Origin of the sequence: Moraxella nasovis (assembly GCF_022701215.1) — a bacterium.
GTDB classification, from domain to species: domain Bacteria; phylum Pseudomonadota; class Gammaproteobacteria; order Pseudomonadales; family Moraxellaceae; genus Moraxella; species Moraxella nasovis.
In genome coordinates, this window is record NZ_CP089976.1 from 992236 (window position 1) to 1011853 (window position 19618).

At 43.5% G+C, this 19618-nt stretch carries 15 protein-coding genes and 1 riboswitch; of the genes, 3 read left to right on the plus strand and 12 right to left on the minus strand.

Annotated elements, in window-relative coordinates:
* Nucleotides 1–74: 74 nt before the first annotated feature.
* A complete protein-coding gene (gene hisB, locus LU293_RS04960; RefSeq protein ID WP_242749531.1) occupies nucleotides 75–671 on the minus strand; it encodes an imidazoleglycerol-phosphate dehydratase HisB in 597 nt (198 codons plus the stop codon).
* A 179-nt stretch (nucleotides 672–850) separates the two neighbouring features.
* Between hisB and def the strand changes: the two genes are divergently transcribed.
* A complete protein-coding gene (gene def / locus LU293_RS04965; protein WP_242749539.1) occupies nucleotides 851–1363 on the plus strand; it encodes a peptide deformylase in 513 nt (170 codons plus the stop codon).
* Between the two features lie 92 nt (nucleotides 1364–1455).
* Here def and LU293_RS04970 read toward each other — a convergent pair whose 3' ends face one another.
* The 3 genes from LU293_RS04970 to thiC form a co-directional block, all read right to left on the minus strand.
* Nucleotides 1456–1995, minus strand: coding sequence for an acyl-CoA thioesterase (locus tag LU293_RS04970; RefSeq protein WP_242749541.1), 540 nt, complete (start codon nucleotides 1993–1995; stop codon nucleotides 1456–1458).
* A gap of 75 nt (nucleotides 1996–2070) precedes the next feature.
* On the minus strand, nucleotides 2071–3918 hold the full coding sequence (locus LU293_RS04975; RefSeq protein ID WP_242749543.1) for an ABC transporter ATP-binding protein: 1848 nt from the start codon (nucleotides 3916–3918) through the stop codon (nucleotides 2071–2073).
* Between the two features lie 270 nt (nucleotides 3919–4188).
* On the minus strand, nucleotides 4189–6042 hold the full coding sequence (gene thiC / locus LU293_RS04980) for a phosphomethylpyrimidine synthase ThiC (protein ID WP_242749545.1): 1854 nt from the start codon (nucleotides 6040–6042) through the stop codon (nucleotides 4189–4191).
* Between the two features lie 79 nt (nucleotides 6043–6121).
* Nucleotides 6122–6231, minus strand: a riboswitch (TPP riboswitch).
* Between the two features lie 172 nt (nucleotides 6232–6403).
* On the opposite strand from thiC, the gene LU293_RS04985 reads away from it, so the two are divergent.
* Nucleotides 6404–7657 carry a D-amino acid dehydrogenase gene (locus LU293_RS04985; protein ID WP_242749546.1) on the plus strand — a complete coding sequence of 418 codons (1254 nt, stop codon included), beginning with the start codon at nucleotides 6404–6406 and terminating at the stop codon, nucleotides 7655–7657.
* 42 nt (nucleotides 7658–7699) lie between these two features.
* Nucleotides 7700–8050, plus strand: a complete 351-nt coding sequence (locus LU293_RS04990) for a RidA family protein (RefSeq protein WP_242749548.1) — start codon at nucleotides 7700–7702, stop codon at nucleotides 8048–8050.
* Nucleotides 8051–8226: 176 nt separating this feature from the next.
* Here LU293_RS04990 and LU293_RS04995 read toward each other — a convergent pair whose 3' ends face one another.
* The 8 genes from LU293_RS04995 to recF form a co-directional block, all read right to left on the minus strand.
* Nucleotides 8227–10734: a GIY-YIG nuclease family protein gene (locus LU293_RS04995; RefSeq protein WP_242749556.1), complete on the minus strand. Its 2508-nt coding sequence runs from the start codon at nucleotides 10732–10734 to the stop codon at nucleotides 8227–8229.
* Nucleotides 10731–11195, minus strand: a complete 465-nt coding sequence (locus tag LU293_RS05000; RefSeq protein WP_242749558.1) for a hypothetical protein — start codon at nucleotides 11193–11195, stop codon at nucleotides 10731–10733. Before LU293_RS05000 ends, LU293_RS04995 begins: the two co-directional genes overlap by 4 nt.
* A complete protein-coding gene (locus LU293_RS05005) occupies nucleotides 11134–11412 on the minus strand; it encodes a hypothetical protein (protein WP_242749559.1) in 279 nt (92 codons plus the stop codon). Before LU293_RS05005 ends, LU293_RS05000 begins: the two co-directional genes overlap by 62 nt.
* Nucleotides 11405–12940: an Eco57I restriction-modification methylase domain-containing protein gene (locus LU293_RS05010; protein WP_242749561.1), complete on the minus strand. Its 1536-nt coding sequence runs from the start codon at nucleotides 12938–12940 to the stop codon at nucleotides 11405–11407. Before LU293_RS05010 ends, LU293_RS05005 begins: the two co-directional genes overlap by 8 nt.
* A complete protein-coding gene (locus LU293_RS05015; protein ID WP_242749563.1) occupies nucleotides 12937–13626 on the minus strand; it encodes a DNA methyltransferase in 690 nt (229 codons plus the stop codon). The genes LU293_RS05010 and LU293_RS05015 overlap by 4 nt, the downstream gene beginning before the upstream one ends.
* A gap of 544 nt (nucleotides 13627–14170) precedes the next feature.
* Complete coding sequence (guaA, locus tag LU293_RS05020) at nucleotides 14171–15733, minus strand: glutamine-hydrolyzing GMP synthase (protein WP_242749572.1); 1563 nt, start codon at nucleotides 15731–15733, stop codon at nucleotides 14171–14173.
* Between the two features lie 105 nt (nucleotides 15734–15838).
* On the minus strand, nucleotides 15839–18292 hold the full coding sequence (gene gyrB / locus LU293_RS05025; RefSeq protein ID WP_242749574.1) for a DNA topoisomerase (ATP-hydrolyzing) subunit B: 2454 nt from the start codon (nucleotides 18290–18292) through the stop codon (nucleotides 15839–15841).
* 138 nt (nucleotides 18293–18430) lie between these two features.
* Nucleotides 18431–19618: a DNA replication/repair protein RecF gene (recF, locus tag LU293_RS05030; RefSeq protein ID WP_375540359.1), complete on the minus strand. Its 1188-nt coding sequence runs from the start codon at nucleotides 19616–19618 to the stop codon at nucleotides 18431–18433.

Here is a 19618-nt window from a genome sequence, read left to right on the forward strand (position 1 = left end):
CCTAATACAATATTAAGTCAATAAAACAATATTAAGTCAATAAAATTAAGCCGATACAGCCAAACACATTGTTATTACAGCACATTCTTGGTAGATGGCAATGCCCCATTGGCACGCTCATCAATCTCACACGCCATACGCAAGGCACGGGCGAGTGCTTTGAACACGCTTTCTATTTGATGATGGCTGTTCTTGCCTTTTAGGTTGTCAATGTGCAGTGTGATGGCGGCATTGTTGACAAGACCATAAAAAAACTCGCTGAACAAATCCACGTCCAATCTGCCCACATAAGCACGAGTAAATGGCACGTCCATATGCAGGCTTGGGCGACCTGAAATATCCACCACCACACGGCTTAGGCTCTCATCAAGCGGTGCATAAAAATGCCCATAACGGCGAATGCCTTTTTTGTCGCCCAAGGCAATTTTTAGGGCTTGACCAAGTGCGATGCCAATGTCTTCTACGCTGTGATGGTCATCAATGTGCGTATCGCCTGTGCATTTGATTTCAAGGTCAAACAAACCATGGCGAGTGATTTGCTCTAACATATGATCCAAAAATGGTACGCCTGTATCTAGCTGACTTTTGCCTGTGCCGTCAATGTTGATGGCAACAAAAATCTGCGTCTCGGCGGTGTTTCGGCTAATTTGTGCGGTGCGTGGGGCGTTCATGACATCTCCTGTCTTGGCATTTGCTTGACAAAAACACCATTTTACACAAAATTTACTCATTTTGGGGGAAATTTTTATGAAAAATCAGCCCCAAGATGTCATAAACTTATGCCATAAACTTTGCCAATCAAAGTGCTTTGGATTATAATGAGATAACTCAACCTTTAATCGAGATAACTATGGCACTTTTACCGATTTTACATTATCCAGACCCACGCCTGCGGACGGTCGCCAAAGATGTTTTGGTGATTGATGATGACATCAAAACACTCATCAAAGATATGTTTGAGACCATGTATAATGCCCAAGGCATAGGCTTGGCTGCCACCCAAGTAGACAGACACATTCGTGTGGTGGTGATGGATTTGGCAGGACAAGATGAAGATCCACAACCAAAAGTCTATATCAACCCCAAAGTAACTCCACTCACCGATGAGGTCGCCCCCTACAAAGAAGGCTGTCTGTCTATCCCAGAGGTGTATGATGAGGTGTCTCGCCCCACTCGTGTCCGCATAGAGGCATTAGATGAGCATGGCGATGAATTTAGCGTAGAAGCAGACGGACTGCTTGCGGTGTGTATTCAGCACGAGCTTGACCATCTTAATGGCGTGGTATTCGTAGATTATTTGTCTCGCCTAAAACAAGACCGTGCCAGAGATAAAGTACGCAAAGTTACCGCCAAAAACACCTAATCAAAACATCTAATCAAATCAAAACACCCAATAAAAACCCAAGATAAACTCTTGGGTTTTGGGTATCAAAAATCCAACTCAATAAAGGTTAGTTAAGGAAAAGGACGCAGTTTATCGGCATCAATCCACGCCTGCACCCATTCATCAGGTGGCAGACTGACATCATGATAACCAAGCTGATTGAGCACATCTTGACTATCAATGCTCTTGCCTGTTTTGATGTTGGTAACGGCGGTGCGTAGCAAGGCATGACAAGCACATACCCCTTTGACCCACAAGGTTTGTTCCATATAAAACCAACGCCCATCAATGGCTACGACACGAGTTTTCATGGTAACTTTGTCAAAGGCACGGATACGCTTTTTGTATTGAATGGTACTACCTGCTACCACAAACCCCCAACGGTTTTCAAGCAGTTTTTTGCCAAGTCCTGCCCTAATGGCAAAATCCGTCCGCCCCAAATCAAATAGCGTAAAAATCCGTCCGTTATTCATCTCCAAAAAATTATCAATGTCATTTAATTGCACCGTAAATTGGTATGTGGCGGTGTCGGTCAAGCGAAGTTTGTCGCCTTGTTTAAAGTCTAATGAGCTTTTGGCTAGGGTTTTGGCTAAACGTAAAAATGGGTACATAATCTACCTTCTTTGGTTTGATGAGTATGGTTGTGCATCAACAGCAAATATTTAAAACATTGAAAAAACAAGTCGTCAGCCGTCCATCTCTCCTAAAAATCCGCCACTTTGTCTTGCCCAAAGCCCTGCATAAATACCGCCACGAGCGATAAGTTCATCATGACTGCCCATCTCCACAATCTCCCCTTTATCCATGACAACCAGCTTATCTAGGCTTGCAATCGTGGAGAGACGATGGGCGATGGCGATGACGGTTTTGCCGGTCATCATGTCGTCTAGGCTTTGAGTGATGGCGTGTTCTACTTCACTATCTAGGGCGGATGTGGCTTCATCAAGCAGTAAAATCGGTGCGTTTTTGAGCATGACACGAGCGATGGCGATACGCTGACGCTGACCACCAGACAGCTTAACCCCCCGCTCGCCGACTTGTACATCAAGCCCTGTATTGCCATATTTGTCGTGTAGGCTTTGGATAAACTCCCACGCATGGGCTTTTTTGGCAGCCATGATAATCTCATCATCAGTCGCATCAGGTCTGCCATAGGCGATGTTTTCTCGCACGGTGCGGTGAAGTAGGGACGTGTCTTGGGTTACCATGCCGATTTGATGGCGAAGTGAGTTTTGGGTAACTTGGCTGATGTCTTGACCATCAATACAAATTCGCCCACCGTCCACATCATAAAATCTTAGCAACAGATTGACAAGGCTAGATTTACCCGCCCCACTTCGCCCCACCAGACCGACTTTCTCGCCTGCTTTGATGCTAAGATTAAATTGATTAAATAGCCCAAGTTGATCATCACCACGCCCATAATTAAACACCATCTCATCAAAAACAATATCCCCTGCCGTCACCACCAAATCCTTGGCACCATCTTTGTCTGTGATGGCGTGTGGCATGGTCAGTGTTCCCATACCATCTTGCACCGTACCGATATGCTCAAACAAAGTTGCCGTCTGCCACATGATCCACTGAATCATGCCTTTTAATCTAAGGGCAATACCACTTGCCACCGCAATCGCCCCCACCGTAACCTGCCCTTGTGTCCACAGATAGACACCGATGGCAGTAGAGCCGACAATCATCATCAAAGACAACAGTTCAGTGGTCGTACCTAGCAAAGACACCCACCGCATTTGGGCGTGGACAGTACTCATAAAGTCCGTCATGGCGGATTTGGAATAATCTAGCTCACGGTGTGAATGGCTAAATAATTTGACCGCACTGATGTTGGCATAAGCGTCCGTGATACGCCCTGTCATCAAGGCTCGTGCGTCCGCCTGCATACTTGCGGTTCGTTTTAGACGTGGCAAAAAAATTTTCATAATCACGCCTGCACAAACAAGCCACGCCACAAATGGCAAGAACAGCCACACATCAAGCCCAAACAAAATCACACCGCTCGTTACAAGATAAGCGATAACAAATGACATCATCTCCGCCATCGTCATAATCGTATCACGCACGGCAAGAGCGGTTTGCATCACCTTGGCAGACACACGCCCTGAAAATTCATCTTGATAAAACTGCATGGATTGCCCAAGCATGTGCTTATGAAACCACCATCTAAGTCGCATGGGAAACACGCCTTGCAAGGTCTGAAAGTGGATCAAATTCCCCAAAAACTCGCCAATGATAGACAAGACACACAAGCCCAAAATCAGCATGATGGTCGCCCCTTTTTCTTGCCAAAGGGTCTGTGGGCTATAAGTGGTCAGCCAATCTACCACATCACCTGCCCAAGCAAATAACAGCGAACCAAATATTCCCAAAAGCATGGATAATAGCATACGCATCAGTATCCAGCCACGAGCACCCGCCGTACACGCCCACAAAAAGGCAAATAATCCGTCTTTGGCGGTGGGCATGGGGGTGTCAGGATAAGTGTCTAGGCGGTTTTCAAAGTAGGAAAATAGGGACATGAGTTTTTTTTTATAAATGATACGATTAAAACTTACTATTATAACAGTTTATCATCACATAAACAAAAAACCGCCCAAAGGACGGCTTTTGTGGTGGTTTTATTTTCGGCTATGGCTTGAAAAGTATGCTGACAAGAAAACCGTTTGTGGTGAGCTATGCCTGCCCATGACGGTTTTCCCGCCCTTCGATAGTTCGGCAAGCTCACTACTCAGGGCGAACAAAAAACCAAACTAACACACTTTTTGAACCACCCCCTTATTTTCTTATGGCTATATAGCACGATACAACCGACTGCCTTCTTCCTTAAATTTCTCTTTCATCTCGTCCATTCCCTTGGCATACTCACGCACGTTTTGGGTGATTTTCATCGAGCAAAATTTCGGGCCACACATAGAGCAAAAGTGAGCCGACTTGTGGGCTTCTTTTGGCATGGTCTCATCGTGCATGGCTCGGGCGGTGTCAGGGTCTAGGGCAAGATTAAACTGATCTTCCCAGCGAAACTCAAAGCGTGCCTTAGACAAGGCATTATCACGCACCTGAGCCAGCGGGTGTCCTTTGGCAAGGTCGGCGGCGTGGGCGGCGATTTTATAGGTGATGATACCGTCTTTAACGTCTTTTTTATTGGGCAGACCTAGATGCTCTTTTGGCGTAACATAGCACAGCATTGCCGTACCATACCAGCCAATCATCGCCGCCCCAATGGCACTGGTGATGTGGTCATACCCAGGGGCAATGTCGGTCGTGAGTGGTCCTAGCGTATAAAATGGCGCTTCATGGCAATGGGTTAACTGCATTTCCATATTCTCCTTAATCATATGCATGGGAACGTGTCCAGGCCCTTCAATCATTACCTGCACGTCATGCTCCCACGCACGTTTTGTCAGCTCACCAAGCGTGATAAGCTCGCTAAATTGAGCTTCGTCATTAGCGTCCTGGATTGAGCCGGGGCGAAGTCCGTCCCCTAAGCTAAACGCCACGTCATAGGCTTTGGCAATTTCACAAATCTCATCAAAATGCTCATACAAAAAGTTTTCTTTATGATGAGCCAAGCACCACTGTGCCATAATTGAACCGCCACGGCTGACAATGCCCGTCAAGCGATTTGCTGTCATCGGTACATAGCGAAGTAGCACCCCTGCATGAATGGTAAAATAATCCACGCCCTGCTCGGCTTGCTCAATGAGCGTATCCTTAAAAATCTCCCACGTCAAATCTTCGGCAACACCGCCCACCTTTTCAAGGGCCTGATAAATCGGCACCGTCCCAATCGGTACAGGCGAATTGCGGATAATCCATTCACGAGTTTCGTGGATATTTTTGCCGGTGGACAAATCCATAATCGTGTCCGCCCCCCAACGAGTTGCCCACGTCATTTTGGCGACTTCTTCATCAATGGACGAGCCAAGTGCCGAGTTACCGATGTTGGCGTTGATTTTCACGAGAAAATTTCGCCCGATAATCATCGGCTCGCTCTCTGGGTGATTGATGTTACTCGGGATAATCGCTCGTCCGCTTGCGACTTCTTGACGGACGAATTCAGGGGTAATTTCACGCACCATTTTCGCCCCAAAATTTTGCCCTTGATGTTGGCGTAAATCCACCCCATCTGCTTGGCGACCGTTTTCACGAATGGCGATGTACTCCATTTCAGGCGTGATGATGCCTTGTTTAGCGTAGTGTAATTGGGTAACGTTTTTGCCTTGTTTGGCTCGGCGTGGTTTAGAAATGTGGGCAAAACGAATGCCTTGGGTGCGAATGTCGTTTAAGCGTGCCTTACCAAAAGCCGATGTCAAACCGTCCAAAATCTCGGTGTCATCACGCTCGACTATCCACTGTTCACGAAGTTTTGGTAAGCCTTGATTTAGGTCAATCTGCACATCTGGGTCGGTATAAACGCCAGACGTATCATACACCAAAATTGGCGGATTTTTCTCCACGCCGTCTTGGGCGAGACCTGTTGGCGTGTCAGTCAAGCTAATCTCACGAAATGGCACACGAATGTCGGCACGACTGCCCTGTACATAGACTTTACGAGACGCTGGCAAGGTGCGAGTTAGGTCTTTTGCGTCTTGTTCGTGCTGATTGACGACTTGGTTTAGGTGGGGATTTGTTAATTGGCTCATACATTTTTCCTTAAATTGGCTTTAACAAATCAAGCCAATAAAGAAATTTTGCCCGTATGGTTGCCAATGGCGGAAAAATGACTTTGATTAACTTGATTCCTACGGCAGTATTAACTGCATCAGGTTCAACGGATTTTGTGTTAAAAGACACAATCTCGGCAATCTAAAATTGCACTCCGTCAAGTTAATTACATTGTAACACAACAAATCCCCAAAAAACCAAACCATATTTTTTGATAAACATAAAATATTTTTATCTTTTAGGGAAAGTCTCTTGTTATTCATCAGTGTGCTTGTTATCATATGGGGTTGTTATCATTTGGTTGTCATTTTGTTATTCAAGGATTGTATAAGGATTGCTATGAAAGTGATTGTGCTAGGCGGTGGTGTGATTGGTGTTACATCTGCTTATTATCTTGCCAAACAAGGTGTTGATGTAACCGTCATTGAACGCCAAGCAAATGTTGCCGAAGAGACAAGTTTTGCCAATGCAGGGCAAATCTCCCCCGGTTATTCCACCCCTTGGGCAGCCCCCGGCATCCCTGCCAAGGCTACCAAATGGCTATTTCAAAAACACGCCCCCTTTGCCATCGTACCTGACGGCACACTTTGGCAGACCCAATGGGCAAAGCAAATGTTCGCCAACTGTACCGCCGAACGCTACGCCATCAACAAAGAACGCATGATGCGTGTCGCTGAATATAGCCGAGACTGCCTGCAAGCACTCCGCCAAGACACAGGCATCAATTATGAACATCGCACCAAAGGCACACTACAATTATTTAGAAAACAAGCCCAACTAGACGTGGTGGGTCGTGATATTGAAGTGTTAAAAGAATGCGGTGTCGCTTATGAGCTATTAGGTCGTGATGAATTATCTCGTGCCGAGCCTGCTTTGGCACACGCCAAAGATAAGCTTGTGGGCGGACTAAGACTGCCCAATGATGAGACAGGCGATTGCAATTTATTCACCAAAGGCTTGGCAAAAATCGCCGAAACTTTGGGGGTAAAATTCTTATTCAATCAGACCGTACAAGAAATACAGCACAACGGACAGACCATCACAGGCGTATTAGTTGATGGCAAAATCCTTAAAGCAGATGCTTATGTATTAGCATTTGGTAGCTATTCTCGTGCCATCGCCAAACACTTAGGATTAAGCCTGCCTGTCTATCCTGTCAAGGGGTATTCTTTGACCATACCTATTATTGATGAAAGCCTTGCCCCTGTCTCAACCGTGCTTGATGAGACTTATAAGATTGCCATCACTCGCTTTGATAATCGCATTCGTGTCGGTGGTATGGCAGAATTATCAGGATTTAATTTAAAACTAAACCCACAGCGTCGTGCCACCCTTGAAATGGTAACCCGTGACCTATTCCCCGCAGGCGACCTATCGCAGGCGAGCTTTTGGACAGGTCTTCGCCCCATGACACCAGATGGCACGCCCATCATCGGCGAAACTTCTTTTGATAACTTGTTCATCAATACAGGGCATGGCACACTTGGCTGGACGATGGCGTGCGGTTCAGGCAAGCTTGTCGCTGACATCATCACCAAACAAACCCCAGACATCAGCCTAGATGGTCTGTCTTTGGCACGCTATCAACGATAACAACCAACTACCAACAACCCATTTAATCAACAAGGATAATTCATGAGCAACATCACCAAACTTGACAGCAACGACAGCCTAAGCGAAATCGCCATTCATCAAGGCGTGGTCTATTTGGCAGGGCAAGTACCCAATGACGACAGCCTAGATATTAAAGGACAATCTCGTGAAGTATTCGCCAATATAGACGAAGCCCTTGCCAAGGCAGGTACAGATAAATCAAAACTGCTATCTGCTCAGGTGTTCATTACCGATTTGGCGAATTTTGACGCATTTAATGCCGAGTGGAATGCGTGGGTGCAAGGCATCACACCCCCTGCTCGTGCGACCATTGAAGCAAAATTAGTCAATCCAAAATGGCTGATTGAGATTATGGTCATCGCAGCCATTTAATCAATAAGGATTTAATATCAATAAGCTCATCACACCAAAGCACCAAGCCTAGATATTTGTAGGGTTTGGTGCTTTTTTTTGGGTTGTGATAAAGTTAGATTATGGTTGTGGTTGATTGGGATAAAGTTGAAATTTTGATGGGCTAAGCATCTTAAGTACATCAAACATTTAAGTAATCAAACATCTATTTTATCAAATTCATCTCGCCCCACCACCGTATTATAAAGCCCCACCTTGTCTTTGTGTCTGTCTAGCCCTGTGTATTCTAGACTACTGTCTTCATAGCGTTTAAATTTATATACCGCATCATTCATCAGACTGCCATTAAAGACATTTAGGCGGTTTAGCAGAGCAAAATCTGATTGCGTAAGACCTGTTACACGGCGAAATAAATCAGGTTCAAGCTGGGTAATCACATCTTCTAGACAATGCTCACGATAATCGGTCAGATACATAAATATGGGTATGCGTGTGGCGAATTTGATGAGTTTTTCTTGGATTTGTTTGCGAAGCGATTTGTATTCTTTTTCTTCATCGCTAAGTTCTTTTTTCTCTTTGGGTGTCAGCTCATCGCCTTTTTCTTTTTTTGTTTTTGCCACGTTTTCAGATTTATTGATGATTGTCTCAATGTCTTGGTTTAGACTTCTAAATCCTTCAATACCCATTAAAGCTTTCATCGCTTTATCATCATTCATCAGCCGTGTCAATGTGTCGTTATCCACATTAACAAGTAAAGCACTCTCCCACCGCCGTGCCAAAAGTGTGGCAGTCGTGCCACTCATCGCCATGTCTAGAACGCCGCCTGCATCTATCTGCTTCATCGTGCTACCATCATAGGCAAGCACAGGCAAAAAGCGGATAAACTCACCCACCTTTTGTTCAGGATTGGTGTTCGTGTTGTCCAACCGACAGCTGTATTCAGCGATTTGGCGTAAGGCTCTATTGGGAGCAAAATCAAAGACATAGCACTGCTCTTTTAAGATGGTCTCGCCATGTGGGTCGGTGGGGTCATAGTTTTTAAGCACCCAAGGGGTCTGCACCCGAAATGCCGCCTGAAAATAAGTCTCTGGGCTTGTGGTATTACGGAGCATAAAAATCCCCGTCCACGGAGCGACCGATACGCCTGTGGTGAGCTTACCGCAGGAGAGCGTGATGGTCTTGGTGGTCAAAGGATTGCTGCCCATCGCCTGCTGTACAGGGGGCAAGGCTTCTACACCAATACCTGCCTGCGTGCCTGCACAGACGATAATTTTATACTCATGAAAAAACTGATTTTGTTTTTGGGCCAATAAATTATTCATCGCAAAACAGCTCGCCACAGATGGCAAAAACCAAAAAGTATGCAGTAGCCCATTTTTTAGATGCACATCACTAAATGGCATGGGCGGTTTTTTTGCCCCCATTTTTAGGGTGTCTACGGTCATCTCAGGCAGTTTGTTTTGGATAAATTCTAGCCAGCGTTGCACTTCGTTCTCATGGATAAACCGTGCCGTATCGCCATCACCTGTCGCACGAAAAAACTCATTTAAATCAAATTCATTAAACTCGCCTTTCTTTGCCACATCACGAATGCTATCAGGGAGCTGATAGGTCATCATCACCATCTTGGGTAGTGATAAATACGGATTTTTGCCGTATGTGTCGTCCCACTCGGCTTTGGCTTTTTGTTCGTCTGAATACGTCCAGTTAAAAATCTGCTCTTCAATAAATTCGCCTGACGACATCGCCCGAAATGGCGTGCCTGACAAATACAAATAGTGGTCTGTGGTAATCGGCAAAAGCTCTTGGTCAAAGTCTTTTAAAAATGAGCTTTCGGCAAATTCTTGCTCTTTTTTGTCGGTTTCGCCATCAAATAAATCACGAGCATTCTCACGCCACGCCCCATAATGATATTCATCAAAAATCACGCAGTCCCAATTTAGGGCGTGTACCCATTCATTTTTGGCTTTGATACCGCCTGATCTGGTTTTGCCCAAAAAGTCTTGAAATGACCCAAAGCAGACAATCGGGCGATTTTTATCCGCCGTGTCAATCGTCAAATCGCTGTTTTTGCTGATGAACTGCCAACCTACAAAATCCACATGGCTTTTTAGGTCATTTTCCCAAGCATCTTGCACCGCAGGCTTGAACGTCAAAATCAGTATACGCTCCCAACCCATCGCACGGGCAAGCTGATAACTGGCAAAAGTCTTGCCAAATCGCATTTTGGCATTCCACAAAAATCTGGGCGATTTGCCATGATTGGCAGGCTCTGCCGAAAAACTCTCAAAATACGCCTTGGTGCGTGCCACCGCCTGTGCCTGCTCAGGACGTAGCCCAAAATCTGCCGTGCGCCTGTCCGCCATCGCCTTGCCTGTCTTAACAGTCAAAAATGCCGAATGGACATCGTCTAGTGTGCAAGCGAACCACTCGCCATTTGGTCTGTCAAAACCCATCTTAATCAGGGCTTGATGAATGGCATGGTCGCTAAATGTCGTGCCGTCATCACGAACCGCCAGCTCATCAAAGACAATCCGCCAGCTCTGGCGTGGTGTGGCAATCGGATACTGTGCCTGCACACGTTCCAAGGCGGTCTTGGTGGTGTAGCCGACCTTGATACAGCCGTCAAACCGCTCATCGGTATAGGCATAAATGCGGGGTGGGTTTAGGGTGTCGGTGAGATTGACGGGGGTTTGTGGGTTCATTGGGTTTTTCTCGCTTTTAAGAAAAATTCAATTTCATCATTTTGAACTTTTTGATGATAAAAATTTAAAAAATCTTGTTCAAGATATTTATGACCATCTAATAAAAAAGGAATATGATTTCCCAAATCATTTGGCGAGATAATTAAATCTAATTTATCCGTCAATTCATTTTTATCCAAAAATTCTTGAACAATTTGTGTCGTTGTGGGATTACTATATAAATCAAATTCTTGATAATTTAATCCATCAATTGACGCCAGTTCTTTTCGTTTTTCGTATTTAAAGTCTTGAATAACATCTTGACAAAATTCCTTAAAATTTTCAAAATCTGTTGGCTTTTTAATCGCTTTTGTTGATAAAATAGAAACCTGTCGGAATTTGCTTTTATCTGACAAATCTCTAATATAAAAACATTTTTTTGCTATTTCTATTACGAATTTCTTTTGGTGGATAATCCACATAAAATTCACAATTATCCAAATCAAAATGCTGTTTTAACTCATCTCTACCGCTATAAAAACAGCTTAAAAAATCTTTTAAATCCAAAATATCATCAGCATTAGTAACAATACCGCCCAAATTTTGCTCGGCATTATCCCTAATAGATTGAAAATGTTTAACTAGATTAGTTTGATTAAAAGATACATTGCGTGTTTTTAACGTATAATTTTTACTCATTTTCAAGCTCCATCGGTCTAACCATCTTTTCAATAAAAGCAATCTCATCATCAGATAAACCATATTTTTGATACAATTCATCATCTGTCCACGATTTTGAAAAGTCTTGCATAGGTACGAATTGATAAACTTTTTGAGTTCCATCTTGTGTATTCTTTTTAAGTAGAACCAAAAAGCGGAAAAATCTTGTACTAATATAAGACATTACATTTTTGCAAATTTGTTCATTTTCAAATGTTCCAATAACTAAATAAGTTTCTGTACAAGCTGTATTTGGTTTACCCAAAAATGGTTTTCCTAATACCCAAAAATTAGATGAAATTCTTTCCCCATAAGCTCTTGCAATATAAACTTTATACTGATTAACCCAATTTCTATTCCTATCTATATCATTTAAACTTATATAATTTATACCATCGCTTGTATACAATTCAACACTGTTACTATTTGATTTTGATTGTCCACGATATGATGTAGAAAAACCGAATGGCTTTCTTGAACTAACCAAATTTGAAAAACTTTTTTCTTTAAAATTTTTAATCTTTCTTAATATAGAAATTGCCTGATTAAAACGAATAAAAGTTTCAGTGCCATCTTCTTTTAAATATCTATTCATTCTTGAAACAATACTATTTCCTTCAATGGTTTCCACCAAGCAAGTTCCAGAGTGGCTCTTATCCCACAAAAAATAAGAAACCCCGCCTGAAATATCCACGCCTGGAAAGCAATCATTTGAATCAATATAATCAACCAAAACTTTTAGACGTCTATCATTTAGCATTTCATCACGAAATTCATCAAGCCCTTTTCCACCTGCAAACCAACGACTAGGCGTAATCATAATCAGATAATGCGGATTTAATTTTTTGGCTTGCTGGATAAATTTATGATAAATAGGCGTGGCACTTGCAGAAGCACCACCATCCGATAATTGATACGGCGGATTACCAATAATTACATCAAATTTCATTTTACTAATTTCCAATTCATAAAAAGATGGGTGGATAAATGCATACGCATGGGTCTCAAATTCATGCTCACGGCTGATACTGCCGTTACTTTTGTCATAGACATCTTGACTTGCTCCACAGGCTGTGCATTTGCCGTTTTGCCATGTATGCTCGCTTTGGGGGAAAAAGATATTGCCATCATTATCATCAAATGCTGTACAAATGCTGTATTCTCCCCCTGCTCGCTTGGCACAATAGACGCTCCGCCGTGATAATAGAGCGGTCAGATGTGTGATGGCGATACCGTAGAGTTGCTGGCTAAATATATGATTGAGCCGTTCTTGTAGGTCTGGGATTTGGTGTTCTAAGCCTTTGATGAGACGTTTGGTGATTTCTCGTAGGAATACACCTGATTTGCAGACAGGATCCAAAAATGTCGTGTTTGGATTTTCAAATAATGCCTGGGGCAGTCTGTCCAATATTTCATTGACGAGCTTTGGCGGGGTAAAAACTTCATCATTGGATAAATTGGCAAGGCATTCCAAAACGTCTGGGTTGTAATTGATTAAATCACTCATTTTTTATACTCCTTGTCGCTTAAATCAATATCCAAAAAATACACAGGCGGGTATTCTTTTATCGGCTCAGGGATATAAGCGTCATCGCCCAAATCCGAAAATAACGGCAATTCACGCTCGCTGGATTTATTGATTAAATCAGGATAGACATATTCACGGCGTATCATATCCGTGCCAAGCATTGACCATTCACTAAACACAATGGGCGTGCCGTCTTTCTGCTTTAATGATAAAGCATCTCCACATAAGATATTTTTTGATAATAAAAAACGTGCCACGTCTATACAGCGTGGGTTAATGTTTTTAAAATGAGATGAGTAATGATTTTGAAAAATCGCTAATAACCGCTCACGACATTCAGCGACATTGTCAGCCAACAGCTCAATACCATAAATGGAGCTAATGGCGGTAATGGCGTTTAATTCGTAGTTGTATTGAATTTTTTTGTGTTTTTGGTAAATGGCGGTAAGTTTTCGCTGTAATATCACCGCAAGAAAATTCCCCGTACCACAGGCAGGCTCTAAAAAGGTGGCTTCGGGGTCGGTGCATTGGTGAGCGACCAAATCAAGCATGGCATTGACTTCACGCTCATTTGTATAAACTTCGCCATGGTCTTTGATACGCTCACGAGACTTGGTCTGAGATGGGGACTGGGGGTGTGTTTGAGTGGCTGATTTAACTTGCATGGGATTGCCCCGTGCAGGTCAGATGGTTTGCTAAATGAGATAAGAATGGGGTATGATGGGATACTAAGAGATTTTGGGTATGGCTTAGACTAGGTACGCAGGTACGCAGGTACGCAGGTACGCAGGTACGCAGGTACGCAGGTACGCAGGTACGCAGGTACGCAGGTACGCAGGTACGCAGGTACGCAGGTACGCAGGTACGCAGGTACGCAGGTACGCAGGTACGCAGGTACGCAGGTACGCAGAGCATTATAGCGGGCAAATACAGCCTGTCAAGACAATACATGACAATTTCCAATAAAAAGTGAGAAAACTTGATTCTATCATAAATAATAATACCAACCAAGATGATTAGGGTGGTTTTGTTAATAAATACAGGTGTATTGATAAAGTAGAGATTCTTTGTATATCATACCGGTGAGATAATAGATAACACCACAATTCATGCAAGCCCATTTGTATGTTTCACATGAAACATATATTTTGAATTCATCTTATCATCACACCCAAAAAAACCAAGCACATAGACTTGGTTTTTATGTATTTACTCCCACTCAATGGTCGCAGGTGGCTTGCTACTGACATCATATACCACACGAGACACATCACGGATTTCATTCATGATACGAGTTGAGATTTTATCCACCAAATCATAAGGCAAATGGGCAAAGCGTGCCGTCATAAAGTCCACCGTCTCAACCGCACGAAGTGCAATCACCCACGCATAACGTCTGCCATCACCGACCACCCCTACCGACTTGACAGGCTGAAATACCGCAAATGCCTGTGCCGTCTTATCATACCAACCAGACGCACGAAGCTCCTGCATAAAGATGTCGTCCGCCATACGCAAAATATCGGCGTATTCTTTTTTGACTTCGCCCAAAATCCGCACGCCAAGACCCGGACCTGGGAATGGGTGGCGATAAATCATGTGATGGGGAATGCCAAGTGCCACACCCAATTTGCGTACTTCATCTTTGAATAAATCACGCAGCGGCTCAACCAGTTCAAACGCCAAATCATCAGGCAAACCACCAACATTATGGTGCGATTTAATGACATGAGCCTTGCCTTGCTTGCTTGCCGCCGATTCAATCACATCAGGATAAATCGTCCCTTGCGCCAAGAATTTCACGCCATCTAGCTTACGTGCTTCTTCTGAAAACACTTCAATAAATTCTCGTCCGATGATTTTGCGTTTCGCTTCTGGGTCTGTTACGCCTGCCAATGCCATCAAAAAACGAGACTCAGCGTCAGCACGAATCACACGAATGCCCATATTCTGGGCGAACATTTGCATAACCTCATCGCCTTCATTTAGGCGTAATAAGCCATTATCCACAAAAACGCAGGTTAATTGGTCGCCAATCGCCTTATGCAAAAGTGCCGCCACCACCGAACTATCCACACCGCCAGATAAGCCAAGCAATACCTTTTGGTCGCCGATTTGCTCTTTTAGTTGGGCGATGCGTAGCTCAATGATGTTCTCAGAATTCCACGCATGACCACAGCCACAAATACCATGTACAAAATTAGAAATCAGCACCACCCCTTTGTCGGTATGCGTAACTTCTGGGTGAAACTGCACCCCATAAAAGCCACGATGCTCATCGCTGGCAGATGCATACGGACAGCTAGGCGTGCTTGATGTGCTAACAAATCCTTCTGGCAATAAAGATACTTTATCCCCATGGCTCATCCACACTTGGACTTGGTTTTTGTCGTTGGCGATGTTACTGAGCAAACGGTCTTGGTGTAATACGTCAATCTCAGCATAACCAAATTCATGCACCAAGCCAGCTTCTACCTTGCCACCAAACTGCTCTGCCATCGTCTGAAAGCCATAGCAAATACCAAGCACAGGTACGCCAAGCTCAAACACCGCTTTGGGGGCACGTGGACTGCCTGCCTCATGGACGCTCTCAGGACCGCCAGATAAAATGATGCCTTTTGGATTAAAGGCTTTGATGTCATCATCAGACATATCAAACGCATACATCTCAGAATACACGCCAGCTTCACGAACACGGCGAGCGATAAGCTGGCTGTATTGTGAGCCAAAATCTAGGATTAAAATGCGGTCAGTGGTGATGGTCTGCGTCATGTGTTTTGCCTTTTGTTTGGTATTAAATAAAGTAATTGGTTAATCAGATATTGCCAAACGACGGTATCGCTTGGCAGGGTTATTTATGTTTTAAACATCTTAACTTTAGGTGTCAATGTCTGCATTTAAAGCATTTTCTTCAATAAATGCACGTCTTGGCTCGACATCATCACCCATAAGACAGGTAAATAAGTGATCAGCAGCGATAGCATCTTCAATAGTGATTTTAAGCATTCGGCGATTTTCAGGATCCATGGTGGTCTCCCATAGTTGCTCAGGATTCATCTCACCAAGACCTTTATAACGCTGAATGCCAAGTCCACGTCGAGCGTCCGTCATGAGTAACTCCCATAGATGATCAAAATCCTTAATGGCAATATCTTTATCGCCACGTCTAATAAAGCTGTCTTTAGTTAAAATCGTATTCCATGTGCTTGATAATTTTAACAACTTAGCATACTCACCTGAGTCGATAAATAGCGGATCAAGGGTATAATATTGTGGTAATTGATGCACATAGATGGTTACTTTTGGTAAAAACATACCTAAATTATCATCACCCCCTAGCGGTTCAAGCGACACACTAGGCATTAACTTAGCGGCAGTTTCATTCATCATAGATTGTAACTTATCTGCCCATTCACCAAGCCTAGCTTTATCTTTTAAAGTCTCAGTTTCAAGCTTAGGCAAAAGACTTAATGCATTAATTAAAGCTCGTGGATACTTTTGACTTAGGCGATTTGTGGTGTTTTGAGCAAGACTATAATCATTTAACAAATTTTCTAAAGCCTGCCCTGTAATAGCTGGTGTATCTTTGGTTAAAAACAGCTGATTATCATCAATCGTTGATGATAAAAGATACGCTTTTAAGGCTTCATCATCTTTTAGATATAACTCTTGCTTGCCTTTTTTAATCTTATAAAGCGGCGGCTGAGCGATATAAATATAACCTCGCTCAATCAGCTCTGGCATTTGACGAAAAAAGAACGTCAAAAGCAATGTGCGAATGTGTGAGCCGTCCACATCTGCATCGGTCATGATGATGATTTTGTGGTAGCGGAGCTTATCGGGGTTATACTCATCCTTACCAATGCCACAACCTAAAGCAGTGATTAACGTACCAACCTCAGCAGATGATAGCATTTTGTCAAAACGGGCTCTTTCTACATTTAAAATTTTACCCTTTAAAGGTAAAATGGCTTGTGTTTTACGGCTACGTCCTTGCTTAGCAGAACCCCCTGCCGAATCACCCTCCACCAAATAAAGCTCAGAAAGTGCTGGGTCTTTTTCTTGGCAGTCAGCAAGCTTACCTGGCAACCCTGCAATATCCAAAGACGTCTTACGTCGTGTCATTTCACGAGCTTTACGAGCAGCTTCACGAGCTCTAGCAGCATCGATGATTTTACCAGCAATAGCTTTGGCTGCACTTGGATTTTCAAGTAAATACTCACTTAGGCGTTCGTTCATGGCAGTTTCAACCGCCCCTTTCACCTCACTTGAGACCAACTTTTCTTTGGTTTGAGAGCTAAATTTAGGGTCAGGCACTTTAACCGAGATGATGGCAACAAGCCCTTCTCGTGCGTCATCGCCCGTCACTTGCACCTTTTCTTTTTTAGCAATATTTTCACTATCCATATAGGCATTTAGGCAGCGAGTTAATGCTGAGCGAAAGCCTGATAAGTGTGTTCCACCGTCTTTTTGGGGGATATTATTGGTAAAGCATAAAACTTTTTCGTTAAAGCTGTCCGACCATTGTAAAGCCACCTCAACGCCTATGCCATCACTTGAATCAGCCGTGAAGTGAAATGTATCATTTAATGTCTGCTTACCATCGTTGATATAATCTACAAACTCGCCCAGACCGCCTTTATGCTCAAAAACCTGCTGCTTACCATCTCTTTTATCAGTCAATACGATACGCACCCCTGAATTTAGAAATGATAATTCTCGTAAACGCTTGGCAAGAATGTCATAATCAAAAATCGTCCCACTAAAAATCTCAGCAGATGGATAAAATCTTACTTGAGTGCCAGTTTCTGTGGTTGCGTGCAGTTTTTTTAGTTCAAAATCAGGAACGCCATTAGTGTAATCTTGGGTATAAGCAAAACCATCTCGACTGATGTTTAAGATAAGCTTTTCAGATAACGCATTAACAACCGACACCCCAACGCCATGCAGACCGCCCGACACTTTATAAGAATTATCATCAAACTTACCGCCTGCGTGAAGCACCGTCATGATGACTTGAGCTGCTGATACCCCTTCTTCTGGGTGAATGTCCACAGGAATGCCACGCCCATTATCAGCAACCGACACCGACTCATCTTCATGAATGACGATATTAATCTCATCGCAATGCCCTGCCAACGCCTCATCGATGGCATTATCCACCACCTCAAACACCATGTGGTGCAAGCCTGTGCCATCATCGGTATCGCCAATATACATTCCAGGACGGACACGCACCGCTTCAAGCCCTCTTAGGACACGTACGTTTTTGGCGGTGTAATCGTTAGTTTGGGCTTGAGACTGCTCAAGGTCGTGCGTCTGCTCGGTCATGATACTTCCTTAAAAATCAAAGTCTTAGCAAGCTGATCGATTTTGATTTTATTGTAATAATAAATACCCATTATTATAGCATTTTTTTTGTAAAAAGTCATAGGTTTGGCAAGGCTTTAGCGATGATGTAGGATTGCTTTAGGTATTATTTAGGTCGGTTGAATCATCTTGTGATGATTTAGGATAAATTTCACCATGTTTCACGTGAAACATCTGATAAGTTTTTAACGATGCATCTTTATGCTGCGTCCTAAGCTTTTGGGTGATAATATCATTCATCTGTATATTTAGACTACTGATTATGATTTGACATGGTAGTTTTAACACCACATCAAGCAATGTATGCACAGCCTTATTATCAAGCTCAGCATCAATATCGTCAATTAAAACCATAGGCATGGCTTTTGCATTCTCATGCTCACAAATCATATAAAGCTGCGACAGCCGAAGTGCTACGATGAGCAACTTTTTCTCGCCACGAGATAAGATATTTGCCGCCTGCTCACGCAATTTTTCGCCATGACTGACTTTTTTTAGCACCACTGATACATCTGCACGGTGTGCACCCACTCTGGTGTAGCCCAACTCAATATCACCACTAAGTCGTGACTTAAGCACCTCAAATAGCCCTTGTGTCGCATCAAAACCTGCCAAATAGTTTAATTCAATCTGGCCTTGATACTGTGGTAAAAGTCGCTCTAGCATGGATTGAAATATCATTTGCCAACGCTCAAACACAGCTTGGCGATGGGTGTGTAAATGATGAGCGTGATATGACAGCTGTCTATCCCATGCTACTAGCTCTTCTTGGCGACCAAGCACAGCTGGCGATTTTAATAAAGCATTTCGCTGCTTTAAAAGTCTTTGATAAGCAAGCCATTCAGGATAAAATTGCGATTCAAGATGAAAACAAAGCCAGTCTAATAACTGCCTGCGACTACCACTTCCCTCCTCTAAAATCGCCATTCCTGACGGATCAATTAGCAGCGTCGGCAAGCGAAAGCTTAGCGTGCTTTGAGATGAGACATGAATATTATTAACTTTAAGCGTGGTTGTGGCAAGATGTGTTGCATCCAGCGTCTTTTGCAAAGCAAATGTCGCACCATCGGCAGTGGCTGCCCATACCGTGCAAGTTTTGGTGTGATGCGTGATATAGCGTTTTGGCTCATGATGGCGGAACGTTTTTCCACGAGAAAGCAAAAACACCGCCTCAAGAAGCGATGTTTTGCCACTGCCATTTAACCCCACCATTAGGTTGCACGATGCCAGATTAAGACTGACATGTTTGATATTACGCAGCTGATGTACATTAATCTTGGTGATCAC

Coding starts and splice junctions, on each gene's coding strand:
- hisB (WP_242749531.1), bottom strand. CDS start 671: ATGAACGCCCCACGCACCGCACAAATTAGCCGAAACACCGCCGAGACG.
- def (WP_242749539.1), top strand. CDS start 851: ATGGCACTTTTACCGATTTTACATTATCCAGACCCACGCCTGCGGACG.
- LU293_RS04970 (WP_242749541.1), bottom strand. CDS start 1,995: ATGTACCCATTTTTACGTTTAGCCAAAACCCTAGCCAAAAGCTCATTA.
- LU293_RS04975 (WP_242749543.1), bottom strand. CDS start 3,918: ATGTCCCTATTTTCCTACTTTGAAAACCGCCTAGACACTTATCCTGAC.
- thiC (WP_242749545.1), bottom strand. CDS start 6,042: ATGAGCCAATTAACAAATCCCCACCTAAACCAAGTCGTCAATCAGCAC.
- LU293_RS04985 (WP_242749546.1), top strand. CDS start 6,404: ATGAAAGTGATTGTGCTAGGCGGTGGTGTGATTGGTGTTACATCTGCT.
- LU293_RS04990 (WP_242749548.1), top strand. CDS start 7,700: ATGAGCAACATCACCAAACTTGACAGCAACGACAGCCTAAGCGAAATC.
- LU293_RS04995 (WP_242749556.1), bottom strand. CDS start 10,734: ATGAACCCACAAACCCCCGTCAATCTCACCGACACCCTAAACCCACCC.
- LU293_RS05000 (WP_242749558.1), bottom strand. CDS start 11,195: ATGTGGATTATCCACCAAAAGAAATTCGTAATAGAAATAGCAAAAAAA.
- LU293_RS05005 (WP_242749559.1), bottom strand. CDS start 11,412: ATGAGTAAAAATTATACGTTAAAAACACGCAATGTATCTTTTAATCAA.
- LU293_RS05010 (WP_242749561.1), bottom strand. CDS start 12,940: ATGAGTGATTTAATCAATTACAACCCAGACGTTTTGGAATGCCTTGCC.
- LU293_RS05015 (WP_242749563.1), bottom strand. CDS start 13,626: ATGCAAGTTAAATCAGCCACTCAAACACACCCCCAGTCCCCATCTCAG.
- guaA (WP_242749572.1), bottom strand. CDS start 15,733: ATGACGCAGACCATCACCACTGACCGCATTTTAATCCTAGATTTTGGC.
- gyrB (WP_242749574.1), bottom strand. CDS start 18,292: ATGACCGAGCAGACGCACGACCTTGAGCAGTCTCAAGCCCAAACTAAC.